Consider the following 26,865-nt stretch of genomic DNA (forward strand, 5'->3'; position numbering starts at 1 on the left):
AATAAAACTTAATTGAGTTTTTAACATATGAATTGATACATCAAATGCTTTTTAAAAAGAGGAGAATTAAAAAATTCTCCAAACTGGACTTTTTTAATCCAATTGGTGATTTACTATAAAGTTTGGATTAAAAAAAATCTAGAATGAGCTAATTACGTCTCCAAGTAATTTTATGGATTTTTCTTTGTCAGGCCCAATTGGGGAACCTGCAACATACTGGGTTACGCCCATTTCTCCGAGAGCTTCGATTTTTGGTATGAAGTCATCAGGAGTTCCACAAACAGAGAACGCGTTCATTAAGTCATCAGTTACAGCTCCAATTGCTCCACCGAAGTCTCCTTTACCTAAGAATTCTCCGAATTTAGCACCGGTATCTGCAGGTAGACCGTGTCTTTCGAATACTGGTGGTGGTGAACCAGCAGCAATGAAAGCAACAACAATTTTTGCTGCGCCTGTAGCTTTACCAGCGTCGTCATCAATAGAACAACAGGTGTATGCTGCTACATCTACGTCGCTTATACTTTTACCAGCAGCTTCTGCTCCTTCTTTTATGAGAGGAACTGCAGCTTCAAAGTCTTTTGGGTTTGATGCGTTAATTAATGCACCGTCAGATACTTCACCAGCGGTTTTAAGCATCATAGGACCTTGTGCACCCATGTAAATAGGGATTTTTTCCTGAACAGCTTTGGTACCGCCTAATTGTGCACCGCTGTCTGTTTTTTTACCAGCCATTAATGTTTCCATCATGGCGATTGCACTTTTAATTGTGCTTACTGGTTTTGTCCATTCAATTCCTAATGCATCGAAGGTTGCTTTGTCACCAGGACCAATACCTAAGGTTGCTCTTCCGTTGGAGAGTTCATCAAGAGTTGTAATTGCGGAAGCTGTTATTGCTGGGCTTCTTACATATGGGTTGGTTACACCAGGACCCATTTTGATGGTTTCAGTTCCTTCGGCGAGTAATGCCAGGGTTTCGTATACGTTCTTGTTGTTGTAGTGGTCTGTAATCCATGCGTATTCAAAACCTACGTCTTCAGCTAATTTGACTAATTTAACTATTTTGCTTATAGGTTCATTTGGAACAAATTCTATACCAAATTTCATACTATGTACCTCCAAAAAATCCTCAAAAATTCTGTGAATTTTTGGGACATGTGAAAACCTTCGTTTTTTACGGTTGCAAAGCAGAGCTTCGCAAACATCGAAAATCGAAGATTTTCGCTAATTTTTTATTTTTTTTGGGTCCTAAAATTTAATCTGAATTTTGAGGGCCTCCAAAATTTTTTATTTTGGGGTTCGAAAAACCACAGCTGTCGAAAATCCATAATTTTCGACGTTGAAGGAAATCTATGATTTCCTGAACTGCAAAAATATAGTTTTTGGATGCGTCAAAATTCAAAGAATTTTGACAGGTTTTTCTCAACCTCCAAAAATTTCGGCAATTTATAACCAATGGTAAATATTTTGTAAAACCACTGGTCATAATTTAGGGTAACTGTCGGTTATTATTTATAAATGTTTTTGTTTTTTCTTAAACAATATTTAAAAATCATAATAAATCAAAGAACATTGCCATAGTTATTATTCATTACTATCAGGCATACTTCTGCTGAAGAACTCGGTGATCTCCACTTAAATGAAATTTATCACAAATCACCCTATAAAAATGTGGAATTACAAATAAATTATTAAAAGCAGCATACGATTAAAAATAAACATATGGTACTGCTTATTATACAAAAGAAAACATTAATAACTCAAATAACTTTTATTGATGTTTATAAAAGAGTATATCCATGTTTTATATGAAAATTTTAAGAAAATTTAAAAGGTTTCTTAACTATTTATATCCATAAATTTATAGGATGTATAACATTTAAATTAATTTAAGTATATAAGTTAATATCAAATTAGAATTAATTTTCATAATATAAATAAAGCTAATCGGTGATTTTATGGCAAAAAGAGATAAAAAGAGCCTTCCACCAAGTGGAGCCGGCCTTGTAAGATATTTCGAAGAAGAAACAAGAGGACCAAAATTAACACCCGAACAGGTTATAATTGGAAGTGCACTACTCGGAGTAATCTGTATAGCACTACGTTTTACAGTACCAACTTAATTAAAAAAAATTTTAGACTAGAGAGATACACATGGCAATTCACCCTATTGAATACAGGTACGGAACAGAAGAAATGCGAAATGTCTGGGAAGAAGAAAATAAACTTCAAAAAATGCTCGATGTTGAAGCTGCTCTTGCAGAAGCAGAATCCGAATTTGGCTTAGTTCCAAAGGAAGCTTCGGCCCAGATACGAGAAAAAGCAAATACAAAAGATGTTACACTGGAAAGAGTAAAAGAGATTGAAAGACAAACCAATCACGATATTGCATCCATTGTAAAAGCTCTTGCAGAAGCATGTGAAGGAGAGGCAGGAGAATATGTTCATTTTGGAGCAACCTCCAATGATATAATCGATACATCACAGTCACTTCTTTTTAAAGAATCAATAGAAATTTTAAGGGAAAAACTGGTTAAAGTTACTAAAACCCTTCTTAATCTAGCTGAAGAACATAAAAATACTGTTTGTATTGGAAGAACCCATGGACAGCATGCGCTTCCGCTAACTTACGGTATGAAATTTGCATTATGGGCAGATGAGTTCCACAGGCAGATTGAAAGGATGGACGAATGTAAAAACCGTTTGTGCGTGGGCATGCTAACTGGTGCAGTTGGTACTATAGCAGCGCTCGGTAAAGAGGGTTTAGACGTTCACAAAAGAGTATCTGAAATCTTAGACCTTAAACCAGTTTTAATCTCAAACCAGATCGTGCAGAGGGACAACCACGCAGAATTCATTATGGACCTTGCAAATATAGCAAGTACCCTTGACAAAATTGCTGTAGAAATTAGAAGTCTTCAAAGGACTGAAATTAAGGAAGTTGGGGAAAAATTCGACCCTAAAAAACAGGTCGGCAGCAGCACAATGCCCCATAAAAGAAATCCAATTACAGCAGAAAGAATCAATGGAGTATCCCGAGTAATACGTTCTTATGTTACTCCTGCACTTGAAAACAACCCATTATGGCATGAAAGAGACCTTACAAACTCTTCCTGTGAGAGAATAATTCTTCCAGAGTCATGTATCCTTACAGATTACATACTCAATCTAACAAACAAATTACTCAACAATCTTGTCTTTTATCCAGAAAACATTGAAAGAAACCTTAACTGTACCCACGGACTGATAATGGCAGAAAGATTCATGGCAGAACTTACAAGAAGAGGAATGGGAAGGCAAACCGCCTATGCCCTGGCAAGAGACTGTTCAATGGAAGCTTACGAAAAAAATACAGGACTGCTGGATACAGTTTTAACAAATGATGAAATTAAACAGTATTTATCAGAGGCTGAAATTAGAGAAATAATGGATCCTCACACTTACATCGGATCATCTGTTAAAATAGTAGATAATGTTCTGGAAGCATCAAAAGAATGGTTCTAACCTTATTATTTCTTTTTTTATTGTTTATTACAGGCATTACTTATTTAATACTTCCAATTTATTTAGAAACTCATTTTCATATTAACTCACCATTTTAGTTTTTTTAAATTGTTTATTTTAATTAAGCACCTAAGACCTGATTTTATCCTCAACTCCACTAATTTTTCAACAAAGAGAGTTATTTCAGGATTCAAATAGAAAAAAATATATGTTAATGTCACAAAATATAAACTAAGTATAATTAGAACTTAAAAGGAGGTAAAAAAATGGTAGATGTAAAAGAAATTAAATCTGTGGAATTAGCACCTTTCACATTGATGTCATCATCGATACATGCAATTCTGGCATTTATTGCAGCCATAATAACTTTAATCGCATTCGGAATCATAGCAGCCTTAGTCCCTCAAGCTAGTGTCTTTGGATCAGTTATTACATCCGCAGGAGCCGCTTTAATTATAATATATCCTATAGCAGCATTCTTTATATACTTAGCTATAAGTTTCTTCACCATACTGCTTTACAATGGTTTAGCACCTAGATTAGGTGGTATAAAACTAGGATTAGAAGGAAATGAAGTAACAAATATCCCTGTAGTTTCATTTTCACTAATATTAGCAGTTATAGAAACAATATGGGCCTTTATTATAGGAGTATTTTTAGCAGCTGCAATTACACCAGTATTTACAGCTTTAAGCAGTTCCATCCCAGTTGTATCACAGGCTATTGCCAACGCCACCAATGCTACAAACATGACCATCCCTACAGGACAGGCTGTAGCAGCAGGAGGAGTATTCTTAGCCATAATCCTAATTATTGGACTGCCAATAATGGCGTTTATATTTGGATTTATTGGTAATGCATTAGCAGCGATATTCTACAACTATATAGCCACAAAAGTTTCTAAAATACAGTTAAACTTTGATGCAGTTACTGGAACATTGAAAAACCTGACTTCTATACCTGTTGTACCAACATCACTGGCTGTAGCAATCGTTTTCACTATATTTGGGCTTCTCAGAGGACTTGCAGATCTGGCATCGCTCAGTGCAAATGGAAACGTAGCTGGAGGAGTTGGAGCACTAGTAGCATCCATAGTTGGTTATTTCATAATGTATTTCATAGGAACCGCGCTGATAACAATATTCTACAATGCATTAGCTCCAAGAATTGGTGCAGTTAAACTGGAACTTGAATAAATTAATTCATATTTTCTTTCTATTTTTTTACTTTTGATAATTTATTTTTCATGAATATTAAGTCCTTTTTTTAAACATATATCTCTTTTAATATGCCTTTTTAATTAAATAATGAGTATATAGTTTAATTAAAAGATTTTATAATATAAGAAAAGGTTATATAAGTTACTGCCTAAGTACAAATTAATAATCAAGGAGGTTAAAAATATGGTCGACATTAAAGAAATCAAATCAATTGAAATTGTTCCTTACACATTAATGACATCATCTATTAATGCAGTATGGGCTTTCCTGTATGCAATATTTACATTAATTTTAGGACTAATACCCTTTGCAATTTCGCCAACTGCTGCTAACTCAACTGCACTATGGTTTTACATTGCTTCTATTGTTTCTTCACCGGTAGGCAGCTTTGTTCTGGGAGTCCTTCAGTCATTTTTATTTGCATTAATTTACAATCTATTAGTCCCCAAACTTGGTGGAATTAAACTTGGACTTGAAGATCTAAGTGAAATAAAATCGATTCCAGTGATGCCGTTTGCACTAATAACTTCTACCATTTCAGCAATTTTTGTACTTATAATTGCCTTAATTGTTATGCCATTAGTTGCAGCGTACATCCCTGTAGTATCACAAATAGCAAGTTCACTACCATTAAACGGGACAAATGTAACTGCAGAAAGCATATCCTCGTTAGGAACATTTGGAGTTATAGGATCTATATTATCCATTATAATACTGCCAATAACAGCATTTGTAATTGTATTTGTAATAAATGTAGTATTAGCTGTACTATACAACTTAGTAGCGCCAAGGGTTGGTGGAATTAAGCTTGAATTTGCAGCAGATGCAGAAAATATGTACGAAATACTGTCAGTTGCACCAGTACAGCTGGCGTTAATAACTGCAATTATTGCAGCCATATGCGGAATTATTATTGGAATAATCGCAGTTATAATCAGTGCACTATATGGAGCTGCCATTATAGGAGTTATGTTCCTGGCAGGATTTACAATCGGATTCCTGGTAGGTGTATTTATAGCATATGCAATTCTAGCATTGATATATAACTTCTTAAGGCCAAAAATCGGCGGGATCAAGTTAGAACTCCAGTAAAATCACTATTTAATTTTTTTCTATTTTCTTTTTAACTTTGAATATAACGCTTAATTGAATCTTCATATTAGACATCCTTAAAACCGCTGATTTATGTGTTGCCAGTTAAAAGTTACCTATAAAACAGATAAAATACTAGATAATTTTGTTTGATTAAATATTAGATACATTTAACTAAATCGTTAAATTGATTCATATAATTATTTTATTGATTAAAACGTGATTTTATGCAAAAACAGGTTATAAATTGTAGAAAAATTTCTAAAGGACATGCCCAGGGAGAAGTTATAGTTACAAATGATCCTATAAGTTTTTTAGGTGGAGTAGACCCAAAAACAGGAGTTATAATTGATTCACAGCATGAATTGTACGGTAAAAAAATAAGTGGAAAAATTCTTGTAATTCCCTCTGGAAAAGGATCCACGGTAGGATCTTATGTTATATTCCAGATGGCAAAAAATAAAACCGCTCCCAGTGCGATAATATCATTAAAAGCTGAACCTATTATTGCAACAGGTGCAATAATGGCAGAAATACCCATGGTAGACCAGCCCGATGCAGATATTTTAAATATTTTAAAAGAGGGAGATATTGTTGAAGTTGATGCTGATTCAGGTATTATAAAAATAAACTGAACTACGAATTGACTTATTAAATCAATATATACTTATTTTAAAAGAAGTAAGAATGAATTTAAGGACTCATTCTTTAATAATTTTCATATCCTCTTCTACCTGCAGATTGGACATATTCTCCTATAGCTCCACCAATAGCCGAAAGAATTCCACATATGAACACTGCAAGTATTGTAAAGAAAATTACAATTAAAATTCCCAGTGCTCCTACTGCAAGTCCTATTTGTGCCGCTAAAACAGTTATTACAGCAGCTATTATTCCAATACCAAATAGCGAAAGAATTCCAATTATTAAACCACCTATAACTCCCGCTAAAGCGCCATTTATTATACCGCTTTCAAATTCATCTTTCATCAAATATACTGCTAAAAAACCGCCCACTATTGGCCCTAAAAAGAATAATGGGAAAAACACAAGGGCAAGAACAATAGTTAAACCAGCAGTTACTACTCCACCTATTCCAACAGCTGTCCATTCAGTCATTTTATCACCTCAATCTTGAGTCAGTATGCATTATGTCCTTAATCCCTAAAATACTTATTTTGTTACAGGGCAATCCCCTTAGTTTAATAATGAATTTTAAAAAATAAATGAAAAATATAAGATAATAAATTAATATAACTAATTTAAATTTCCATTTTTAAGATCTGCCCCTTAGCCAATGTTCCTAAGATCCCCCCGATTAATCCAAGTACTGCACCAATTACAAATGCCCTAATTGCACGGATAACCAAATAACAATTAACAGTTCTAAATAACTTCTAAAAACAGGAACTAGCTCCATTATGCCCCAAATTATAAATAAGGCTGCAAACCCCACCAAACCGCTTGAAATATTTCTATTTATAATATTATCCTCATAACATATCATTTATATGCACAACAAGGAAATCAGCAATTATTGGTGCTAATACCTATATCAAAGCTCTTAAAATGCAGATATACCCAAGCGCCTGCAGCATACAACATCAATGTAGTTATAAATCCAATAAAGACATTTTTCCAGTTTAAAATCATTTTATTTCCTTTAAATTAATTAAAACAAAAAATAGGATACTTTCAGTTAATTAAAGAGAATTTCTAAAAACATGCAGAACCTTCAAAAATCATAGATTTTTTAGGCACAGAAAAATGCATAGCATGCAAACACTTCGTGTTTGCTGTTTGCAAAATGGAGTTTTGCAACCGTGAAAATTAAAAATTTTCACATGTTACAAAATCTACGATTTTGTAAACATTTTTCTCCAGCTATGTTCTGCGGCCCGAAAAATCAGAGATTTTTCGACGGCCCTTAAAATAGAGATGCGATATAAATTATTATAATAATAATATTAAAACAGGTTTAAAGGATGTATTTTTCAATATAAACGTCTGAAATCATTAATTAGAATTATCCGAAAATGAAAAATAAGTATCCCCATATCGAAACGGTGTTAATAGAAATTCTCTAAAGAGTTATATTTAATATTATTAAGTTACAGGTTTTTCTTTTGATGTTCCTAATTCTTTTATAATGACTCCTATTGTTCCACCAATAGCTCCAACAACTGCCCAGATAATGATTAATAAAATCATTGAATCCAACCCACCTGCTGCTTCCATTATTCCTAATAACGCTTTAAAACCCATAATAGAAAAGATACCGGCGATTATTGCCCCCATAGTACCCACTAGTGCACCATGAACTGTGCCATTTGTATAGTTTCCACTAACAGAAAAACCTACATATATCGTCGCTAAAAGTACACCTGCATATTCGCCCCATGATCCCGATATCATTTTAAAGAGCGTTGCCAGTATTATTGCTAAGAGCATACCAGTTATTATGGGTGTCGATTTTATTTCAACCATCATTTCACCCATTTTCATTTATCTACGTTTAAATATTAATACATTTCTTATTTATTTTTAAATCCATATCTAAACTTAACAAAATACATGCCATACAGTTAAACTAGTCCCAAGATATATTTGAAAATATTTAACCCTGTTTACCTGTCTAAATTAACCTTTTAAACCTTTAAAAAAATTAATCTATAAAAAAATAAAAAAAACAGTTTTTATAACTATTTTAAGATTTTAAACTGCATGCTCTTCTTTTCTTGAGAAGTACACGCTGATGATGAACCCAATAATACCACCAATAGCCCCAATAATACCATAAAGTATTGATTCTAGCGCTAAAACTGTTAATGAACCAGTGGTTGCTACAAAAGTTCCAAAAATGGCTCCTGTAACAATTAAAGACACCATTCCTCCAATGAAACCTATAATTGCACCATAAATTGCGCCGTTTATATAATTTCCATCAATACTGTAACCAACATATATGGTTGCTAAAAGATATCCAATAATTTGTCCAGTATTGCCTCCATTTGATCCAAAAGCTGCCCCAATGGTTAACCCAATGAATCCCAGAAATTCAGATAATACTACCGCTAAAATGAAACCAATAATTACAGTTCTCCAGTTGACCATGTTTTGACTTCCTTAGTTTTTAATCTAGTTACACTTTGTATTTTCTTCTTAAATACTTAAAATATTCTTTAATTAATTAAAAAACAACCTGAATTTCAATTTTTTATTAATTGATCACTTAAAATGATAATTCAAAATCAACTTATTTACGCTATCATAGCTCCAAAAGCTCCCCCAACTGCCCCTAAAATTACGTCAACAATTATCTCAACCAGTAAAAGAACACCGAATGATTCCATTATATAGGGTCCTCCCCCCACAATTAATACGAGGATTACAGCAACTATACCCCCAAGAATTCCAATTAATCCGCCGTGAATAGCCCCATTCATCCAATTATAATTAACCATGTACCCCACAATTATACCTGCGGCTACAACACCAATATATGAACCAAAATTTCCAATAGCCTGGTTTAAAATTGAAGTAAATATAACTGTGAGAATGAAACCAATAATTACTGCCTTCCAGTTTACCATGTTAATTCCTCAATTAAAATATAACTGTAGTTAGACTATCATCATATAAAAAAGATGGTTAATTCCCATAAAACAAGATTATTTCATTAATACCTAAAAAAAGAATAAAAAAAATTACATCCTGCTTCCAGTTACTGCAGAACCTATAATACCACCAATTGCACCTATGATAATGTCAATTATCCATGCAATTATTAAAGCGACACCTATTATTGATCCGGCTAAACCAAATGAGGAACCAATTATTAATCCCAGTATTAAGGCTATTATTCCTCCGATAAGGCCTGCTATTCCACCATGCACTGCTCCTGTTGCTATATCTGTATCAACCATGTATCCTACTACTATACCTGCTATTAACACTGCTATCATTGGACCATAAATGAGAGAGACCATTCCAAAAATTATTGCAAGTACTATGGCTATAATAGCCCCTATGATTACTGCTCTCCAGCTAACTATCATAGTTCTCACCCCCTTTATTATTAACTTATACTATATTTTTATTAACAATCCCTAATATATTTTTCTTTAAGCTGTGACTTTTTGGGAAATATAAGTTTAAAAGGGTTAATATTTAAAAATAAGAGTAATTAAAATGTTTTACATGAATTTTTAAAAGGTTAAAAAAAATTAAAAAACAATTTTAAATCCAGTTCCACCCTTGACATTAAGCTCAATTTTTCCATTAAGCTGTTTTACCAATTTATTTACAAGTCTTAAACCAGAAGTTTCTGCATGCTCAAGTTCAAAACTTTCAGGGAGACCAATACCATTGTCAGACACATTTAACCATGTTTTATCGTTGGAGTGGAATTTAATTTGTACTTTCCCTTTAATTTCAGATTTAAATGCATGTTTAAGGGAATTTGTAACAAGCTCATTAATAATAAGGCCACATGGAATTGCAACATCAATATCAAGAGGTATACCTTCAATATCCATCTCAAGATTGATTAAATTAGAATTGACCCCATAGAAATCAAATAAATAATCAGTAAGATCTCTAATATACTCTGCAAAATCAATCATTGCAAAATCTTCAGACTGGCAAAGCTTTTCATTAATTAATTCAACAGCTTTTGCACGATTTTCAATTTCCTGATTAAATTCATTGGAATTTTTACATCCATTTTGCAAATATTCACTGTCTATTATACTTATAATTGTCTGCAGACTATTTTGAATTCTACTTTGAATTTCGTCGAGAAGTATCTTTTTCTCCTCTAGAGATGCCATAATTTCCTCTTCTGCCCGTTTACGCTCATTTATTTCTATTCTAAGTTGTTTATTTGCTTCTTTCAGGCCAAGAGTACGCTTTTCAACCAGTTCCTCCAGATGATCCCTGTGTTTTACCAGTTCTTCTTCTATCTGTTTCCTTTCAATGGCATAAAATATAGAACGTGCCAGTAATTTACCATCAACTTCTCCTTTCATCAGATAGTCTTGAGCTCCTTCATGTACTGCATCCAATGCAGCTTCCTCATCAGCAGCACCGCTCAATATTACAATAGGCATATGAGGGGCATTTTTATATGCTTCAATGAATGTTTCAATCCCAAAGGAGTCAGGTAAATTAAGATCAAGTAATAATACATCAAATTCATCATTTTTAATAGATTTAAGTCCTTCATCCAGACGTTCCACATGTTTAAAATCAAAACTAAATGAAGGGATTTCTTTAAGCATTTCCTGTATCAACCGGACATCTTTAAAATTATCCTCTATTATCAAAATCCGAGTAAGTTTCATCTTATTAATACACTCCGATGATTTTTAATTTTAATCCTTAACCCAGTTAAACTACAGTTTAACCTCTTCAGCTTTCTTTAAATAATGTTCAAACAGTCGGTTTCCCCATTCAATCGCTTCAGCATCTTCATCTATTAAATATTTATGAAGATCGTATATTCCATCAGTTGAAAACAAGCCCAGTGCAATAAATTTATCTGTTACTGTAAAAGACATTCTTGCATCATCTATCTTCCATATTTTAAAATCTTTTTCTTCAGTCGCTTTTTTCAAGTTTTCTCTGCCCTTTATTTCGATCCATTTATCCAGTATTTCCGGTGTTACCATAAGCTGCAGGGAACTGCTTTCCAGTAAATCCTCGAACATCTCTATTTTTTGAGGAAGAAGAACTGAAGATATATAATTAATCTCTTTGGCCTTTGATAAAAGTTCAGCATAAACAGTATGGGGTTTCATAACATCTGTAGGCGTAGACTCAACTACTACCGAATTTTTTAAACTACCAATAGTTTCAAGCAAATATTCAGGGATAGCCTCTATTTCATGCCTTAAAAATATTTTTTCAAGTTCTCCCAGAGATGTAGAAGCTTTTATGAGACTTATTAAATGAATTGCGACAATTTTACCGGTCTGAGAAAGGGAATAACCTCCAGATTGCTTAAGTATGAAATTTTTTTCATCGAGCTGGTTCATTCCATGTAAAATAGTTGCTGAACTCAAATTTGTTTCGTCTTTAAGGTCGCGTAAACTTCTTAACCCGCCATTTAAAGTTATAATAATTCTAGTTCTAACATCAGAAGCTGTGAGAAACTTTAAATCATCTCTTACTTTTCCATAAAGCTTTAAAATCTCTTCAGACATATTTTTCCCCTTCAAATCAAATAATAATTATTATCAATGCCATTTTATGCCAATAGTATGATTTTATCATTTAATTTATATTTTAATTGTTTAAAATAATGAATTACTCATTATCTAAAGATAAGAAATCAATCAAATACATCAAGTTGATAAAGAACAATTTGTTTTTTTTAGTTATTATTTTTTATCATATGCGATTCGTAACACCACACATCAAAGAAACAGTATTCTAAATTAATATTAACGGTCTTAAAGCTCCAAAATAAGATTAGTTTATTATAAAACCTTTTAATTTGTAATTGAAATTTACCATACAGTATTTAGACTTTAATACTAATAAAATTAATTTATTACTGAATTAAATATCTTTAAATAACGTAAAATTATATGAAAAATAAAACATGACAAAATTTTTAGTTTTTAGGAAAATAAAAGCATTAATAAACTTAAAACTGCAAATAAAAGTGAAATATTGGGTTTTATCCCCCTTTATTCATTTTATCAAGCTCTTTTAATCCATGATTATATTCTCTTTCTCCCATTTCCTTATTGTCAAATAAAGATTTCAATTCAGCAGCAATGCTTTCGGAGGTAACTTTCTCTTTTCTATCTATAATATTAGTAACTGCCATTCTAAGCTGAGGATATTCATCAGTGATATCCATGAGACTGGATGCCCTTTGTGTTTCAGGATTATCCTTAAGCTGAACACTAACAACTTCTAAATTAACTGCTTTAGCACTCGGACCTGATGGTGGAACAGCTTTAACTGTAATTCTAGAGATATTATCGTTAATAGATTTTCTAAATGTCTCAAAATCAACTGAATAACTGTCCTGAGACTTTGTCATGGTTTTATTAACAACATGATTTAAGCTGTCAATAAAACTGTAGACCCTTCCCCCCCTTTCACCATAAATAGTACCGTTTTCAGGATAATAAGAAGTTATAAACCCGCAAATCCATTTCACCTGGGTTTCATGGTCTGTTATTATTATATAAAACTCATCTATTTCTTTCTTTTTAACTTCCCTTTTCTTTATATCCCCCACATAAATTTCACCAGATATCATCTCTTGAGGTATTAATTCACTTAAATATTTAACAGCATAATTTTCAGTCCTTTCTTTACCACTTTTTTTTATCCCCAAATCCAGCATATAATCACCAACCAATCTGTACTGTATTATTATTTGTTAATGATTCTATATTACTATTTTTGATAATCAGCATTATTATGAATTATTATATAGATTTCAATTTATGGGGAGGATTTCTCGATTAACTGGATTGAGATTGTAATTTAAAAGATAACTAAATATAAACACATGTTAATACCGGAAACCCCCATATATCTGCAAATTTAAGCACCAATAAATAAAAAAATAGGTAAATTATCTGATTTTTGATTTGAAAAATATCAAATTTAAAAAAAAGAAAAATTGAATTAATTCAACAGTTTTATTGAAATCTGATTAGAACGTACCCCTTGAGAATTGCCTTTATCATCTATAAAAGTAAGTATAATGCTTCCTATTTCCAAGGTATTAGTTAATTTAACATCACTGCTATACCACGATGCTAACTCTACATTAGTTGGTATATATACAGAGTATGTGTATTTTCTAGTTTGACCTGGATTTAATGTACCAACATCCTTTTCAAAATCTTGAGCCCCTACTTTAGCGTTGTAAATTGTGTTTTTCCCTTTATTTGTTACTGTGTAAGATATAGATACACTTGTACCTCTTTTTTGAGGAGTACTAGGCCCTTTTTGAGTTATTATTGCATCATAATCTTTTAAAGTGCCATTTACATCTTTTTGTTCACTATTTTGAGTTGTACTATTTTGAGTTGCATTTTGAATCACACTGCTTTGTATTTTATTCTGATCTTGTTGAGTGTAGCCATAAGTAAGGGCAGCTAGACCAATAATCACAAATATAAAGACTACTATCAGCCTTCTATCCATTTTAATTCCTCCCAATATACATTAAAACATTTATGCTCTTTTAAACTTCTTGTATTAAGTTTATCACTTACATTTTGCCATCGTCTAAATTTAACCAATTTATATTTATGTCATAAGGAGGTTTACCCCAATATTTCCCTAGAGGCTTACCACTATCTAGGCACGCTGCAAGATCCACAATTGTCCACGAACTAAACTCTTTACCTTTTATTTTCATAAGAATATGTCCAACATATCCAGAAGATGTTTTACAAACAGTTCTTTGGTATTTTACTTCGTACCCCATTTCATTTGCCAAATCATGTCCCAATTGTGTTACATCAACACAATTTAACCCAGATCTATCTTTTAATCTAGTTATTTCCTGATTTCGTGTATATTTATCGTTGAAATAATATGCATATCTTCTGTTTTTACATAATTTATAAAAACCGGTGAAACTCGTGAAAGGTCCGATAACATTTATTAGGGTTTTTTGAATTGAACCAGCTGTAACTGGAATATTGCTACCCACAGGTCCTTCTATCCCCACTTTATTAGGCTCTTGACCATTATGGGCTTTCTTCCATGCATCCCACCTTTTCTTCATGTCCAAAAATTGATTCTTAGTAACCCTATCAACACCGACTTTCATGTCACTTATAGTCACATAATTTGGTATTTTACCAGGATTTTTTGCCTGCCATTTTGTTATTCTCTTCCACATTTCCTTGTACTGCGCATTAGTTAAAATATGAACTGTTCCCGCATATCCCTCAATATCATCGCCTTCAACATCAGTGCCGCTGCAATTATTTCCCTGAGAAGGACAACCATACTCAATATTGTCCCAATCGATGTTATCATATTCAGAAGCAGTAGTTACTAATTTAATACTGCTTCCAGAGCTTCCAGTAGAGTTAACAGCAGATACTGCTCCTGTAAACACAGTTACCATTGCAACAAGGACTATGAAAGCTAAAATTTTCTTTGATTTATTCATAATTTACCCCTTTCCATTAATACCACCATATATCCATGGAAAAGAAGTATTAATTAATACTTTCTGTAGTAAAATTATTTTAGCATTATTTTGTACTATTAAAACTGTAAAAATCAAAAATTAGCCAATATATTGGAGATTTATTTTATTTTAGGCACTCTACTTAAAACAAACACAATTATAACACTCAAAATATCTATAAAATGTTTAAATTAAATTATAAAAATTTTTAAATAAATAACAAAAATTAATTATCAAATTGATTGATAGCTACTTTATAATCTCAGAAATACCATAAAAACCCCATAAATAGCTTTATTTCTACACATTCTTCAAAAATATAACTATTTTATATCAAAAATTTTAATTTCAATGAGCACCATAATTATGATTTGTTTTACTCTGATTTGGAAGGCAAATATATGTAAAAAATGGGGCAAAAAATGACAACATATTCTCTTATCCATAACGGGACTTTAATTAACGGCACTGGAGATGAACCTCTCCTCAATGCGGCCATTTTAATTAAAGATAATAAAATCGTTGCAGTTGGTGAGGAAAACTCAATTTTCCTGCCTGATGAGGAAATTAAAAGGGTTGATGCCGGCGGAATGTTCATTTTGCCGGGATTCATAGACACCCATATGCACATAATGGCAAACGGGTTTAAAGATAAAGATACACTCTATGATCCCCTTTCACTCTATTTTTATAAAGGCGCGGAAAACTGCAGGAAAACAATTGAAGCAGGTGTAACTACCGTAAGAGATGCGGGTCTTGCCGATTTAGGCGTTAAGATGGCAATTGAACAGGGATTGATACCAGGCCCCAGAATACTGATCAGTGTAATGCCCCTTTCTATAACTGGCGGACATTTTGATTTCTGGCGTGCTTCAGGTTTTGACATCAAGATTTCTTACCCCAGTCTCCCCGAACATATTTGTGATGGTGTGGAGGAAGTACGTAAAAGAGTTAGAGAAATAATCCGCTGCAAAGCAGATTTTATTAAAGTAATGGTCACAGGCGGAGTTATGAGCGCCAATGACGGCCCAGAACATACACAGTTTACAGTGGAAGAATTGAAAGTTATGGTGGAAGAAGGGAAAAATCATGGCGGCATAAAAGTAATGGCACACGGACATGGGGCTGAAGGCATTAAAAATGCCCTTAAAGCAGGTGCTCATTCAATAGAACACGGCAGTTACCTGGATGATGAAGCAATTCAAATGATGATAGATCATAGCACATACCTGGTGCCGACATTTGTAGTTATGCACCACAACAAAAAACTTGCCGAAGCAGGCGAGTTACCTGAATGGGGAATAGAACAAGCCCTTGAAATAGTTGACATACATAAAGAAAATATAAAGAAAGCTTATGAAGCTGGTGTTCACATTGCAATGGGTACTGACTGTGGTGTTGTGTCCCATGGGATTAATCTGGAGGAATTAGGCTTTTTATGTGATATAGGGATGAGTGCAGAAGAAGCCATAGTAGCAGGGACTAAAACTGCTGCTGAATGCATTGGATATGATGACAAAATTGGTACAGTTGAAGCCTCCAAATTAGCAGACATTATAATCTGTAAAAAGGATCCTATTGCACATATAAAGTCTCTTGGAAATCCAGATAATATAATACTGGTAATGAAAGATGGAAAAATTGTAAAAGACCTCAGAAATTAATTATTCCCCCTTAAATTACATTTCGAAGCATATTAATTATTTATATAATTTTTTTTATCTAATTCTAATTTTAAATACCTTATTAACTGATTTAGGGAAGATAAATATTCCAAACACAGTCTATCGGCTTATATATCTTACAATTTCATAATTTAAAAATGTAAATGTAAAATATCCAAAAATACATTCTTTCACTTAATTATACTATTTGGACACGATCACTTTATAAAAAATAGTTAAATTAAGAGCTTATTTCTGCATTTAGCAGTTAAGAAATTAAATTATTTTATTATTAAAATTAGAAAGATTTATAAATATAAAATCTAAATTTAATTACTTCATATTTAATACGCTTATGTCCATGATCATGTGCACACTTCATGCTTTATGTTAAATTAGAATATCAATTAATTATATGAAATTATATTTGGAAGAGTGTAATTTACTTAACCATATAACTCATAAAAATTCAAAGTAACATAGGCGCAACCATTTTAGACATGAGCGTTAATTTAAAATTTATAATATGTAAATCACATTGAAAAATATTAATATAAATGGAAAATTTCAATTGCAAAGTCCCTTTAAATCGACTTTGTTAACTTTACTGGAGAAAAAAAATGAAATGGTGGTTAATTGCACTGGCTATTTTAGCCCTCATTATAGGTTATTCTTATGTTACAGTTTCAAATGGCCCTATTGAGCCTTTAGGAAGACTTTCATTCGTTAAATTATCTAACCCTGATTTTTATCCAGGACATCCTCACTCTGAGCTTTTTGCACAGCAGGTTAATAAAACCGGTTCTAAAGTAGGTTTAATTGTACACATGTATGGAGGTTCCAATTATCGTAGTTACCAGGAAGGGGATATTTACATAATTGAAGTAGCCTATATTGACACTAAAGGTGCAGGTTCAGTAAGTTTAAATCATATTGACTTTTTAGACTCGCTTAAAGTAGCTTTATTTGGTGTTCCAGATGGCAGATATAAATACATGTCTGACGGTCATGTTTACGACACCTATGACGAGATGATGGCCCATGTCAATGAACTTGCCGAAGAACACGGCCAGGAAGGTTCAATTCCAATGGCTTATCATGGAAACGCTAGAATTGGTAACCCGGTTCTAGAACCTGGAGATGGATTCCCATTATACTTCCAGATACTGACAAAAACATACGGAATAATTCCTGCTTATGTCTACATGATTTCAGGAATGCTCGCCCCATACTTCAACAACCCATATAGAAACTTTGAACTAGGACATGCTTCTCAGTTACAGTACTATTACAACCACGGTTTACTCAACGAAAACTATACTGAAGTCAATTCAAGCACTAAATCGTATTACCACAACCTGTATCAAAGTAACCTTGCAAAAGAATACGAATAAAGCAAACAAAATTTAAATTGATATTTTAATTCATGTTTTAGGAATACACTCCTAAATCATCTATTTTTTATTTTTTAACCCAAGTAAACTGCTTTTTTTGAAATAAATCCCCAAAATTATTATAATACTAAATTCATATATTATATTAAATAATTTCCGGTACTCAAGGGGGGAATGAAAATCAACCATGAAGATCCTGAACATGAAATGAAACACATGCACCCTGAGGAAATGGACAAATGTGTTGTGTGTGGAGAAAAATTAAGCAAAAAACATAAAATGGAAAGTGGACACGTTCATTCGGGGATGATTAACGATTTAAAAAAGCGATTTATAATATCTATAATTGTAACTATCCCTATTCTTTTTTTATCGCCTTTAGTTCAGGAAATATTTGGCATTAGTGGATATACCAAGTTTCCAGGTGATTCCTATATACTGTTCCTACTGTCATCATTTGTTTACTTCTATGGAGGGTATCCTTTTTTTAAGGGCATTTATAATGAATTTAAATCAAGAACTCCCGGAATGGATACATTAATTACAGTAGCAATCACAAGCGCATATATTTACAGCAGTGCAGTCGTTTTTGGCCTCAGCGGAAGTATATTTTTCTGGGAATTAGCCACCCTTATAGATATCATGCTTATAGGGCACTGGCTTGAAATGAAATCCGTGCTAGGAGCTTCCAGTGCACTTGAAGAACTTGCAAAGCTCATGCCCTCAAGCGCACATAAATTAACATCTGATGGAAAAATAATGGAAGTTTCACTGGAAGAATTGAATGTAGGAGACCAGGTCATTGTTAAACCTGGAGAAAAAGTTCCTGTGGATGGAGAAATTGTAAATGGAAGTACTTCTATCGATGAATCAATGCTTACAGGTGAATCGGAGCCTGTTTTCAAAAAAGAAAGCGATGAAGTTATAGGGGGCTCTATAAATGGGGATGGATCAATTACAGTAGAAATTAAAAAAACCGGTGCAAATTCTTTTCTTTCCCAGGTTATAAGTCTTGTTGATGAAGCACAGGCAAGTAAATCAAAAACTCAGGATTTAGCAAACCGTTTTGCACTTTGGCTTACACTCATATCCCTTACAGGCGCTTTTATAACATTTTCAGTATGGCTGGTACTGACCCATCAAAGTCTTAATTTTGCACTTGAAAGATCCGTAACAGTGATGGTCATTACATGCCCCCATGCCCTTGGACTTGCTGTTCCACTGGTTGTTGCAGTGTCTACAGCATTGTCTGCAAGTAATGGTCTATTAATACGAAACCGCGCGGCATTTGAAAAAGCCAGGAATGTTAGTGCAATAATATTTGATAAAACTGGTACATTAACAGAAGGAAAATTTGGGGTAACTGATATCATTGCTTTAAACAATGAGTATAGTGAAGATAAAGTTCTAAAATATGCTTCATCTCTTGAAACTTATTCTGAACACCCTATTGCTAAAGGTATTGTCTCAGCTTCTGAAGAAACTTTTCCTGTAGAAGACTTCAAGGCAATTCCAGGGAAAGGTGTAGAAGGTAAGGTTAATGGTAAATATGTTGAAGTTGTAAGCCCCGGATATTTAAAGGAACTTAACATTTCATTTAACGATGAAAAAATGAAAAAACTTTCTTTGCAGGGAAAAACCATTGTTTTTGTGGTTGTTGATGGAGACTTAAAAGGTGCCGTTGCCCTTGCAGATATCATAAGATCCGAATCAAAGAAAGCTATTTCTAAACTTAAAGATATGGGAATTAAATGCATAATGATTACAGGAGATAAGAAAGAGGTTGCAAAGTGGGTATCAAATGAAATAGGGCTTGATGAATATTTTGCAGAAGTTTTACCACAAGAAAAGGCAGAAAAAGTAAAAAAAATCCAGTCTGAAGGATTAATTGTGGCCATGACTGGTGATGGTATCAATGACGCCCCTGCACTCGCCCAGGCAGATGTAGGCATTGCAATTGGCGCAGGTACAGATGTTGCTATTGAAACTGGAGACGTGATCCTTGTAAAAAGTAATCCTCTGGATGCACTGTACATAATTAAGCTTGCAAAGTCAACTTACAGAAAAATGATCCAAAATTTGATCTGGGGTACTGGATACAACATTTTCGCAATTCCAATTGCAGCAGGAGTTCTTTACGCATATGGAATTATATTAACTCCTGCAGCAGGAGCCATACTAATGTCGGTGAGTACTATCATCGTGGCTTTTAATTCAAGGTTTTTGAAAATCGAAAAATGAATTTATAGTCATGTGCAAAAGTTTTCAGAACATCTATTCAAAATAAAATGAATGAATATCGAATTTAATCAATTTAAAATCATTACAGGGGACTATTTACATATTGTAAGTTTAACTAATTATACTCCCGACTATAAAATCACGTGGTTTGAATCTGATATGTTTAAACAGTTATGGAGGGATTTAATGGATAGAAACACTGCAATTGTGTTAATAGTGCTAATTATTGCGATAGTGGCCATAGTGGCTATTTTTGCATGGATATGGATGTATACTCCATATATGGGAGGATATCACGGCTACTACGACAATAATACAGGGCATGGTATGATGCACGGATATTAATTTTTCACATGAGGCGCAACTAATAAAATTTATGTAATAAATTTTATAAATTTAATATTACATACTAAAGATAGATGTTGAAGGAAATAATGCATATTTCCAGAACTACATAAATGAGGTGATAATATGGCAAAAGTCCCAAAAAATGAAGAAACCATGATAAAGTGCATCTGTAATGCATGCCCTACCTACAATGAATGCATGCAGAGCGGAAAATTAGGAGTATTTTGCTCCGCAGGTGATGAAATAAGATGTTTTGAAAATGAACAAGGTTGTAACTGTCAGGACTGCACAGTTTCATCAGATTTTGATTTCTCCACTGTTTACCACTGCAAAGATGGATCGGCCGACAGGCAAATTGAATCCAGATCAAGATAACTTACCTAATTTATTTTTTTATTTGAAAATAAGCTTGCGGATCTATAGAAATTATTGATATTATAATTAAATGTAAAAACGTGATTTAAATGAAAATTAAAGGTATTGTAGTTTCAGGAACAAAAAAAGGCGCATATTTTATGTCTCAATCAATTTACAGGGATCAATTTGAAGATAAACTTCATTTCAGGCCATTCATTGGTACTTTAAATGTCCATGTTGAAGATAATGACTCACAAAAGGTTGAAAAACTTTTAGAAAGCGATATTCCCGAAATAAAAGGTGAAAAAACTTTTGGTGATGTTAAATTTAAAAAAGCAACTCTAAATGATGAAGTTGAAGGAGCAGTGATTTTTCCGGAAAAAACTCATCATTCAAAAGATGTTGTTGAGTTTATAGCTCCTCAAAATCTTAAAGAAAGGTTCCATATTAGTGATGGAAGTTCCGTAACTATAAATATTCCAGATTAAATTCTAAAAAATTGGTTATATCCTGCTAATTTCAGCGTACTCTCCTTAGCTAACATAATATTTGCCATATTTACAGCATTCAAATTTTGAATTCCTTTTTCAATAAGGGGAAGTTCAATATTGCCCGTTGCATCTGAAACATTTTGATACTGCCCTCTCCCCACAAGATTATCTTCATATATGGCAAAAAAAGCTAAAAACAATACAAATAACGCCATAATAATTCCAACAATGGCTAATTTTACAATTTTCCCCATGAGTTTCACCCGGAACATGACATAATGAGTTTTATTATTCTATTATGGGCCATTATTACTTATAACTGCATGCCAGAATTATACGGATCCATGTTTGTTATTAATTAAACATCTCTGGTTTTTAAAATCAGTTTAAATAAAGTCATATTTCTTCAAAAAAAGAATTGAAGTTAAAATTAAGATTTGCTGATAATTTGTGACTCAATTTTATCCACAATTTTTGATATCCTAACTGAAATCTCTGATTGCGGCTCTTTAATTATAACAGGAGTCCCAATATCAGAAGAAGCTGCTGTTTCTACATCTAACGGCAACCTTCCAAGGAAAGGAATGCCCATTTCTTCCGCCAGTTTAGTACCCGTACCTTTACCGAATATCAAAATTTCATTTTCACAGTGGGGGCAGATGAAACCAGACATATTCTCTATAACTCCAATAATTGGAATATTTAAATTTTTAACTAAATTTACACCCTTGGTTACATCTTCCTGAACTACAGATTGAGGCGTGGTAACTAAAACAACACCATCTAATGGAATAGTCTGTAAAACAGTTAAAGGCTCATCTCCAGTTCCTGGAGGGTTATCAATGATTAAAACATCTAAATCTCCCCAGTTAACTTCTGCAAAAAATTGTTTTATTGCCCCTGTTTTTGCAGGGCCTCTCCAGATAACCGGAGTATCCTGTGAAGATAAGAAAAATCCTACAGACATGACTTTTATTCCTTCTTCAGTTTCAACAGGTGTTATACCATCTTCACTGTAACCTAAATTTTTTCCTTCTACTCCCAACATCTTTGGAACATTTGGCCCATGTACATCTGCGTCCATAATACCCGTTTTATATCCTCTCTTTGCAAATGCAGCGGCTAAATTTACTGATACTGTGGATTTACCCACTCCTCCTTTTCCACTCATTACTGCAATTTTATGCTTGATCTTACTCATTCTTTTTATAATTTCAACTTCCTGTTCCATTACCGCTTTTTTACGCTCTTCTTCTTCAGAAACCATCAATAATCCTCCAAATAGAATATATTTGAATATTAAAGCTAATACATATAAAATCAATAGAAATTAAATTCTAAAAAATGGTTTTTACTATTTTAGAAAGTAACCTAAAATATTGTGTAAACAGATGGTAATAGTATATCTACAAAATTATTTATAATTTTCAAATTTAACTGTAACCGTAAAATACATCTTTTCAATGCATTAATGACCTAAATACCATTTTTTTAAAATTCAACGGCAGGTTTAATTAAACCAATCAATTCAGAGGTTATCTTGTTAAATTAGTTTATAAATCTTAAAAATTTAGAATTCAATCTATTAAAAAATCAAGTATAACCCATTTAAAGCTAAAAAAATAAGTCTAATTTATTCCAGTACATTTAAACAGATTTTAGATTTACAGTACTCTTCTCCCCAGTCACAGAGTGATTTTAAAATAGGTATAACTGATTTACCCTTTGCAGTAAGCGAGTATTCCACTTTTGGAGGCACTTCTGCATAGACCTTTCTGTTAACTAAATCATCCCTTTCCAATTCCCGGAGCTGTTTTGTAAGCATGCGCTGTGTTATAGCAGACAATTCCCTATTAATTTCGCTGAACCTTAACGTTTGATCTTTTAATGCCCATAAAATTAGTGGTTTCCATTTTCCACCTATTTCATCTATTGCTGCAGCTACTGGACAGCAGTACTTTTTATTTTCAGTCATCAGATCACACCAGTTACTGTATTAAGTCCCTATACAAAAATAATCCATGTATTTCGTTTATATTCCAATGGTACTTTTATTGATAGTTAGTATACAAAAGTGTACTATATAACCGTTTTGTCTATACCTAATTTAAATACAACTAGTGGAATTCATATATTATAAATAAATTAATTGAAAATTTTAGTTAAAAATAATTAAAAAGAGTTATATAATCATTGTTTAACTGAACATATTTAAAAATCAAATAATAAGAACTGAGGAGGAATTAAATAGTGTTTGATTCAACAAAAGCAGAAATTAAAATTTCAGGAATGAGCTGTGCCCACTGCGTAGCACGCGTTGAAAAATCTTTAAAAAATGTAGATGGAGTCAAAGAAGTTAAAGTAGATCTAGAATCAGGAAAAGCCACCGTTAAATACAATCCTAAAAAAGTGGAACCCTCAAAACTAGAAGAAGCTGTAAAAGAAGCAGGCTACGACGTGATTAATTAATCACAAGCTTAGAAAATATAATAATATTCTAATGAGTTAAGAATTAAAAAAAGCTTTGATAAAGCCTTAATTAGCAAATTTAAGATTTGTATCACCAAAGCATTACTCATAACCCCCTTATTATTTTATTTTGGACTTTTTTCTTTATTTAAATTATAATTGAAACTATTAGAAAAAATTATTAATCAATAAAAACAAAATTAAAATAGTATAATCATAATTAAGAGGTAAACAAATGGCAGAACCATCCAAAAAGAAAGCAGAGATTAAAGTTTCAGGAATGCACTGTGCTTCATGCGCTTTAAACGTTGAAAAGTCTCTAAAAAACCTTGAAGGAGTTGAAGAAGCCCAAGTAAACATTGGAACTGAAAAAGCCACGGTTGAATATGATCCTGAAAAGTTGAAGCTCGCTGAACTGGAGAATGCCATAGAAGATGCTGGTTATGGAGTGGCAAATGAACACGTTATTCTAAAAATTGGAGGAATGAGCTGCGTAATGTGTGTAAAAGCCATAGAAGAAGCTCTTGGAAAACTTGATGGGATCAGTGATGTTAATGTTAATTTAACCTCTGAAAAAGCTTATGTTACTTATAATTCTGAAATTACAACAGTTACAGATATGAAAAATACAATTGAAGATCTTGGATACCAATATCTTGGCATTGAAGGAGAAAAAACAGAAGAACTTGAAGAAGAAGTAAGATCTAAAGACCTTAAAGATAAAAGAAATCGGATAATTGTTGGTTTTGGATTTTCAATCCCTTTAATGGCTTTAATGTATCTAAATATTCCACTTCCAATCCCAATGCCTTACTTCATGCTTATAGTTTCCATTCTTCCATTTATCTATGTGAGTTACCCCATATTCACAGCAGGCCTCCGTTCCCTCAAAAACAGGAATCTTGACATGGATGTTATGTATTCCATGGGAATTGGAGTAGCTTATGGATCCAGCCTTTTAGGCACTTTTAATATTATACTAACTCAACAATTCCTATTTTATGAAACAGCACTTATGCTTGCTGCATTTCTAGCTTTAGGAAGATATTTAGAGGCCCGGGCAAAGGGACAGACGTCAACTGCTATAAAAAAATTAATTGGACTGCAGGCAAAAACTGCCACTGTAATTCGCAGCGGCAGTGAAATGGAAATTCCCATTGAAGATGTTCAAATGGGAGATACAGTAGTTGTTAAGCCTGGTGAAAAGATCCCTGCAGATGGAGAAGTTGTAAGCGGCGAAAGTTATGTAGATGAATCTGCAATTACTGGAGAACCAATTCCTGCATTTAAAAATAATGGAAAAACAGTTGTTGGTGGGACCATTAATCAGAACGGAGTATTAAGGTTCAAAGCTCTAAAAATTGGGAAAGATACAGTATTATCTCAGATTATAAAACTTGTAGAAAATGCCCAGGGCTCAAGGCCGCCTGTCCAACGAATTGCAGATAAAGCGGTAAGTTATTTCATCCCAACTGTTTTAACTATAGCAATTGCGGCATTTCTATTCTGGTACTTCTTATCAGGAGCTACCCTTCTTTTCGCACTTACTGTGCTGATCTCCATTCTTGTTGTGGCATGTCCATGTGCACTTGGGCTTGCATCACCTACAGCCATAACTGTAGGCATTGGACGGGGAGCAGAGCTTGGAATATTGATTAAAAATGGTGAAGCCCTCGAGATATCTGAAAAGCTTACCACTATAGTGTTTGATAAAACAGGTACACTTACCAAAGGCAAGCCTGAGGTTACAGATATAGCCCCAATTGGAACTGATAACAGAGAATTATTAAAACTCGCTGCCAGTGTTGAAAAAAATTCACAGCACCCCCTTGCAGAAGCCGTGGTAAAAAAAGCACTGGAAAAAAATATAGAAATAGAAACAAGCCAGAATTTCGATACCTTTGGAGGAAAAGGGGTAAAAGCAGTGGTAGAAGGTAAAGAAATTATAATAGGAAATAGAACCTTGTTTAAAGATAGAAATATTACAATACCCAACGAAGCTGAAGAAAAACTGTCTAAATTTGAAAATGAAGGCAAAACAGCAGTTTTAGTTGCTGCAGATAACTCATTATCCGGAGCAATTGCTATAGCGGATACATTAAAAGAAACCACCAAAGATGCAATTGGAAAGCTCAAAGAAATGGGCCTTAAAGTGGTCATGATAACTGGAGACAACAAACAAACAGCCGGTGCAATTGCAAAGCAGGTTGGAATTGAAAATGTAATTGCAGAAGTGCTGCCCCAAGATAAATCCGAAGAGGTTAAGAGGCTTCAAGAGGAGGGTGAAGTTGTAGCCTTCGTTGGTGATGGTATTAACGATGCTCCCGCACTAGCACAATCTGATGTCGGAATAGCCATAGGAAGTGGTACAGATGTAGCTATAGAAAGCGGTGAAATTGTCCTTATAAAAAACGACATCATGGATGCACTTGCTGGTATTCAGCTAAGTAAAAAAGTGATGGGAAGGATAAAGGAGAACTTATTCTGGGCCTTTGCATACAACTCCGTGCTTATTCCTGTTGCAGCAGGGGTGCTCTACCCGTTCTTTGGAATTACATTCAGGCCAGAATTTGCAGGGCTTGCAATGGCACTTAGTTCAGTATCTGTTTTAACTCTTTCACTGTTATTAAAAGGATACGTACCTCCTGCAAAGAAAGAGAAAGCAGAAATAATCAAATAAGTTTATTATTAAACTTTGTTTTTGATCAACCTTTTTAGAAAAAAGGTTGAAGGGTATGTACCTCCTGCAAAGAAAGAGAAAACAGCTCAGTGAAATCCAGAAAAGTGTGTAGAATAATTGAACACTCTATTTTTCTTCTATTTTTATCAGTTAAAAAATAATATTAATTTCTTTGATCATATTAAAAAATTAATTTTAAAGTTAGTTTTTGAGTAGTCTGATTTAAA

At 33.2% G+C, this 26,865-nt stretch carries 27 protein-coding genes; 13 read left to right on the forward strand and 14 right to left on the reverse strand.

Annotation, left to right across the window (positions count from 1 at the left end; translation table 11 throughout):
* Positions 1-138 precede the first annotated feature (138 nt).
* A complete protein-coding gene (gene mer / locus AAGU07_RS08030) occupies positions 139-1,104 on the reverse strand; it encodes a 5,10-methylenetetrahydromethanopterin reductase (protein WP_342458591.1) in 966 nt (321 codons plus the stop codon).
* Between the two features lie 851 nt (positions 1,105-1,955).
* Here mer and AAGU07_RS08035 point away from each other — a divergent pair.
* From AAGU07_RS08035 to AAGU07_RS08055, 5 genes are all read left to right on the forward strand, one after another.
* Positions 1,956-2,120 carry a preprotein translocase subunit Sec61beta gene (locus AAGU07_RS08035; protein WP_342458592.1) on the forward strand — a complete coding sequence of 55 codons (165 nt, stop codon included), beginning with the start codon at positions 1,956-1,958 and terminating at the stop codon, positions 2,118-2,120.
* A gap of 31 nt (positions 2,121-2,151) precedes the next feature.
* A complete protein-coding gene (gene purB, locus AAGU07_RS08040; protein WP_342458593.1) occupies positions 2,152-3,501 on the forward strand; it encodes an adenylosuccinate lyase in 1,350 nt (449 codons plus the stop codon).
* 266 nt (positions 3,502-3,767) lie between these two features.
* Positions 3,768-4,697: a hypothetical protein gene (locus AAGU07_RS08045; RefSeq protein WP_342458594.1), complete on the forward strand. Its 930-nt coding sequence runs from the start codon at positions 3,768-3,770 to the stop codon at positions 4,695-4,697.
* 207 nt (positions 4,698-4,904) lie between these two features.
* On the forward strand, positions 4,905-5,813 hold the full coding sequence (locus tag AAGU07_RS08050; protein ID WP_342458595.1) for a DUF3566 domain-containing protein: 909 nt from the start codon (positions 4,905-4,907) through the stop codon (positions 5,811-5,813).
* Positions 5,814-6,040: 227 nt separating this feature from the next.
* A complete protein-coding gene (locus tag AAGU07_RS08055) occupies positions 6,041-6,448 on the forward strand; it encodes a DUF126 domain-containing protein (protein WP_342458596.1) in 408 nt (135 codons plus the stop codon).
* 73 nt (positions 6,449-6,521) lie between these two features.
* Here AAGU07_RS08055 and AAGU07_RS08060 read toward each other — a convergent pair whose 3' ends face one another.
* The 10 genes from AAGU07_RS08060 to AAGU07_RS08105 form a co-directional block, all read right to left on the reverse strand.
* The gene (locus tag AAGU07_RS08060) at positions 6,522-6,932 is read right to left on the reverse strand and encodes a DUF5518 domain-containing protein (RefSeq protein ID WP_342458597.1); all 411 of its coding nucleotides are present in this window, start codon (positions 6,930-6,932) and stop codon (positions 6,522-6,524) included.
* A gap of 987 nt (positions 6,933-7,919) precedes the next feature.
* Positions 7,920-8,312: a DUF5518 domain-containing protein gene (locus AAGU07_RS08065; RefSeq protein WP_342458598.1), complete on the reverse strand. Its 393-nt coding sequence runs from the start codon at positions 8,310-8,312 to the stop codon at positions 7,920-7,922.
* Positions 8,313-8,528: 216 nt separating this feature from the next.
* A complete protein-coding gene (locus AAGU07_RS08070) occupies positions 8,529-8,927 on the reverse strand; it encodes a DUF5518 domain-containing protein (protein WP_342458599.1) in 399 nt (132 codons plus the stop codon).
* Between the two features lie 146 nt (positions 8,928-9,073).
* Positions 9,074-9,406, reverse strand: coding sequence for a DUF5518 domain-containing protein (locus AAGU07_RS08075; RefSeq protein ID WP_342458600.1), 333 nt, complete (start codon positions 9,404-9,406; stop codon positions 9,074-9,076).
* Positions 9,407-9,520: 114 nt separating this feature from the next.
* Positions 9,521-9,871 carry a DUF5518 domain-containing protein gene (locus AAGU07_RS08080; RefSeq protein ID WP_342458601.1) on the reverse strand — a complete coding sequence of 117 codons (351 nt, stop codon included), beginning with the start codon at positions 9,869-9,871 and terminating at the stop codon, positions 9,521-9,523.
* Positions 9,872-10,039: 168 nt separating this feature from the next.
* Positions 10,040-11,158, reverse strand: a complete 1,119-nt coding sequence (locus AAGU07_RS08085; RefSeq protein ID WP_342458602.1) for a response regulator — start codon at positions 11,156-11,158, stop codon at positions 10,040-10,042.
* A 51-nt stretch (positions 11,159-11,209) separates the two neighbouring features.
* On the reverse strand, positions 11,210-12,019 hold the full coding sequence (locus AAGU07_RS08090; protein WP_342458603.1) for a transcriptional regulator FilR1 domain-containing protein: 810 nt from the start codon (positions 12,017-12,019) through the stop codon (positions 11,210-11,212).
* Between the two features lie 479 nt (positions 12,020-12,498).
* On the reverse strand, positions 12,499-13,179 hold the full coding sequence (locus AAGU07_RS08095) for a hypothetical protein (RefSeq protein WP_342458604.1): 681 nt from the start codon (positions 13,177-13,179) through the stop codon (positions 12,499-12,501).
* A gap of 287 nt (positions 13,180-13,466) precedes the next feature.
* Positions 13,467-13,991, reverse strand: a complete 525-nt coding sequence (locus AAGU07_RS08100; protein WP_342458605.1) for a hypothetical protein — start codon at positions 13,989-13,991, stop codon at positions 13,467-13,469.
* Positions 13,992-14,058: 67 nt separating this feature from the next.
* Entirely contained in the window at positions 14,059-14,928 is an 870-nt protein-coding gene (locus AAGU07_RS08105; RefSeq protein ID WP_342458606.1) for a hypothetical protein, read from the reverse strand.
* Between the two features lie 488 nt (positions 14,929-15,416).
* On the opposite strand from AAGU07_RS08105, the gene AAGU07_RS08110 reads away from it, so the two are divergent.
* The 6 genes from AAGU07_RS08110 (at position 15,417) to AAGU07_RS08135 (ending at position 21,486) form a co-directional block, all read left to right on the forward strand.
* Positions 15,417-16,658 (forward strand): amidohydrolase family protein, encoded by a 1,242-nt coding sequence (locus AAGU07_RS08110; protein WP_342458607.1) that lies wholly within the window; start codon positions 15,417-15,419, stop codon positions 16,656-16,658.
* Positions 16,659-17,278: 620 nt separating this feature from the next.
* On the forward strand, positions 17,279-18,052 hold the full coding sequence (locus AAGU07_RS08115) for a hypothetical protein (protein ID WP_342458608.1): 774 nt from the start codon (positions 17,279-17,281) through the stop codon (positions 18,050-18,052).
* Positions 18,053-18,226: 174 nt separating this feature from the next.
* Entirely contained in the window at positions 18,227-20,293 is a 2,067-nt protein-coding gene (locus tag AAGU07_RS08120) for a copper-translocating P-type ATPase (protein ID WP_342458609.1), read from the forward strand.
* Positions 20,294-20,479: 186 nt separating this feature from the next.
* Positions 20,480-20,638, forward strand: coding sequence for a hypothetical protein (locus AAGU07_RS08125; protein ID WP_342458610.1), 159 nt, complete (start codon positions 20,480-20,482; stop codon positions 20,636-20,638).
* Between the two features lie 126 nt (positions 20,639-20,764).
* Positions 20,765-21,016 carry a DUF2769 domain-containing protein gene (locus AAGU07_RS08130; RefSeq protein WP_342458611.1) on the forward strand — a complete coding sequence of 84 codons (252 nt, stop codon included), beginning with the start codon at positions 20,765-20,767 and terminating at the stop codon, positions 21,014-21,016.
* 89 nt (positions 21,017-21,105) lie between these two features.
* Positions 21,106-21,486: a DUF120 domain-containing protein gene (locus tag AAGU07_RS08135; protein WP_342458612.1), complete on the forward strand. Its 381-nt coding sequence runs from the start codon at positions 21,106-21,108 to the stop codon at positions 21,484-21,486.
* Here the strand turns inward: AAGU07_RS08135 and AAGU07_RS08140 are convergent.
* From AAGU07_RS08140 to AAGU07_RS08150, 3 genes are all read right to left on the reverse strand, one after another.
* Entirely contained in the window at positions 21,483-21,743 is a 261-nt protein-coding gene (locus tag AAGU07_RS08140) for a hypothetical protein (protein WP_342458613.1), read from the reverse strand. The two genes, AAGU07_RS08135 and AAGU07_RS08140, sit on opposite strands and share 4 nt — an antisense overlap.
* Positions 21,744-21,919: 176 nt before the next feature.
* The gene (locus AAGU07_RS08145; protein ID WP_342458614.1) at positions 21,920-22,756 is read right to left on the reverse strand and encodes an Mrp/NBP35 family ATP-binding protein; all 837 of its coding nucleotides are present in this window, start codon (positions 22,754-22,756) and stop codon (positions 21,920-21,922) included.
* A 366-nt stretch (positions 22,757-23,122) separates the two neighbouring features.
* Entirely contained in the window at positions 23,123-23,464 is a 342-nt protein-coding gene (locus AAGU07_RS08150) for a helix-turn-helix domain-containing protein (RefSeq protein ID WP_342458615.1), read from the reverse strand.
* 275 nt (positions 23,465-23,739) lie between these two features.
* Here AAGU07_RS08150 and AAGU07_RS08155 point away from each other — a divergent pair, with 275 nt between their 5' ends.
* Both AAGU07_RS08155 and AAGU07_RS08160 read left to right on the forward strand, forming a co-directional pair.
* Entirely contained in the window at positions 23,740-23,958 is a 219-nt protein-coding gene (locus AAGU07_RS08155) for a copper ion binding protein (protein WP_342458616.1), read from the forward strand.
* A gap of 235 nt (positions 23,959-24,193) precedes the next feature.
* Entirely contained in the window at positions 24,194-26,638 is a 2,445-nt protein-coding gene (locus AAGU07_RS08160) for a heavy metal translocating P-type ATPase (RefSeq protein ID WP_342458617.1), read from the forward strand.
* Positions 26,639-26,865 lie beyond the last annotated feature (227 nt).

Origin of the sequence: Methanobacterium sp. (genome assembly GCF_038562635.1) — an archaeon.
Taxonomy (GTDB): domain Archaea; phylum Methanobacteriota; class Methanobacteria; order Methanobacteriales; family Methanobacteriaceae; genus Methanobacterium_D.

What these genes read in the sequence shown, in the direction of transcription:
- mer (WP_342458591.1), bottom strand. Translation starts at nt 1,104, where the DNA reads ATGAAATTTGGTATAGAATTTGTTCCAAATGAACCTATAAGCAAAATA.
- AAGU07_RS08035 (WP_342458592.1), top strand. Translation starts at nt 1,956, where the DNA reads ATGGCAAAAAGAGATAAAAAGAGCCTTCCACCAAGTGGAGCCGGCCTT.
- purB (WP_342458593.1), top strand. Translation starts at nt 2,152, where the DNA reads ATGGCAATTCACCCTATTGAATACAGGTACGGAACAGAAGAAATGCGA.
- AAGU07_RS08045 (WP_342458594.1), top strand. Translation starts at nt 3,768, where the DNA reads ATGGTAGATGTAAAAGAAATTAAATCTGTGGAATTAGCACCTTTCACA.
- AAGU07_RS08050 (WP_342458595.1), top strand. Translation starts at nt 4,905, where the DNA reads ATGGTCGACATTAAAGAAATCAAATCAATTGAAATTGTTCCTTACACA.
- AAGU07_RS08055 (WP_342458596.1), top strand. Translation starts at nt 6,041, where the DNA reads ATGCAAAAACAGGTTATAAATTGTAGAAAAATTTCTAAAGGACATGCC.
- AAGU07_RS08060 (WP_342458597.1), bottom strand. Translation starts at nt 6,932, where the DNA reads ATGACTGAATGGACAGCTGTTGGAATAGGTGGAGTAGTAACTGCTGGT.
- AAGU07_RS08065 (WP_342458598.1), bottom strand. Translation starts at nt 8,312, where the DNA reads ATGGGTGAAATGATGGTTGAAATAAAATCGACACCCATAATAACTGGT.
- AAGU07_RS08070 (WP_342458599.1), bottom strand. Translation starts at nt 8,927, where the DNA reads ATGGTCAACTGGAGAACTGTAATTATTGGTTTCATTTTAGCGGTAGTA.
- AAGU07_RS08075 (WP_342458600.1), bottom strand. Translation starts at nt 9,406, where the DNA reads ATGGTAAACTGGAAGGCAGTAATTATTGGTTTCATTCTCACAGTTATA.
- AAGU07_RS08080 (WP_342458601.1), bottom strand. Translation starts at nt 9,871, where the DNA reads ATGATAGTTAGCTGGAGAGCAGTAATCATAGGGGCTATTATAGCCATA.
- AAGU07_RS08085 (WP_342458602.1), bottom strand. Translation starts at nt 11,158, where the DNA reads ATGAAACTTACTCGGATTTTGATAATAGAGGATAATTTTAAAGATGTC.
- AAGU07_RS08090 (WP_342458603.1), bottom strand. Translation starts at nt 12,019, where the DNA reads ATGTCTGAAGAGATTTTAAAGCTTTATGGAAAAGTAAGAGATGATTTA.
- AAGU07_RS08095 (WP_342458604.1), bottom strand. Translation starts at nt 13,179, where the DNA reads ATGCTGGATTTGGGGATAAAAAAAAGTGGTAAAGAAAGGACTGAAAAT.
- AAGU07_RS08100 (WP_342458605.1), bottom strand. Translation starts at nt 13,991, where the DNA reads ATGGATAGAAGGCTGATAGTAGTCTTTATATTTGTGATTATTGGTCTA.
- AAGU07_RS08105 (WP_342458606.1), bottom strand. Translation starts at nt 14,928, where the DNA reads ATGGTAACTGTGTTTACAGGAGCAGTATCTGCTGTTAACTCTACTGGA.
- AAGU07_RS08110 (WP_342458607.1), top strand. Translation starts at nt 15,417, where the DNA reads ATGACAACATATTCTCTTATCCATAACGGGACTTTAATTAACGGCACT.
- AAGU07_RS08115 (WP_342458608.1), top strand. Translation starts at nt 17,279, where the DNA reads ATGAAATGGTGGTTAATTGCACTGGCTATTTTAGCCCTCATTATAGGT.
- AAGU07_RS08120 (WP_342458609.1), top strand. Translation starts at nt 18,227, where the DNA reads ATGAAAATCAACCATGAAGATCCTGAACATGAAATGAAACACATGCAC.
- AAGU07_RS08125 (WP_342458610.1), top strand. Translation starts at nt 20,480, where the DNA reads ATGGATAGAAACACTGCAATTGTGTTAATAGTGCTAATTATTGCGATA.
- AAGU07_RS08130 (WP_342458611.1), top strand. Translation starts at nt 20,765, where the DNA reads ATGGCAAAAGTCCCAAAAAATGAAGAAACCATGATAAAGTGCATCTGT.
- AAGU07_RS08135 (WP_342458612.1), top strand. Translation starts at nt 21,106, where the DNA reads ATGAAAATTAAAGGTATTGTAGTTTCAGGAACAAAAAAAGGCGCATAT.
- AAGU07_RS08140 (WP_342458613.1), bottom strand. Translation starts at nt 21,743, where the DNA reads ATGGGGAAAATTGTAAAATTAGCCATTGTTGGAATTATTATGGCGTTA.
- AAGU07_RS08145 (WP_342458614.1), bottom strand. Translation starts at nt 22,756, where the DNA reads ATGGTTTCTGAAGAAGAAGAGCGTAAAAAAGCGGTAATGGAACAGGAA.
- AAGU07_RS08150 (WP_342458615.1), bottom strand. Translation starts at nt 23,464, where the DNA reads ATGACTGAAAATAAAAAGTACTGCTGTCCAGTAGCTGCAGCAATAGAT.
- AAGU07_RS08160 (WP_342458617.1), top strand. Translation starts at nt 24,194, where the DNA reads ATGGCAGAACCATCCAAAAAGAAAGCAGAGATTAAAGTTTCAGGAATG.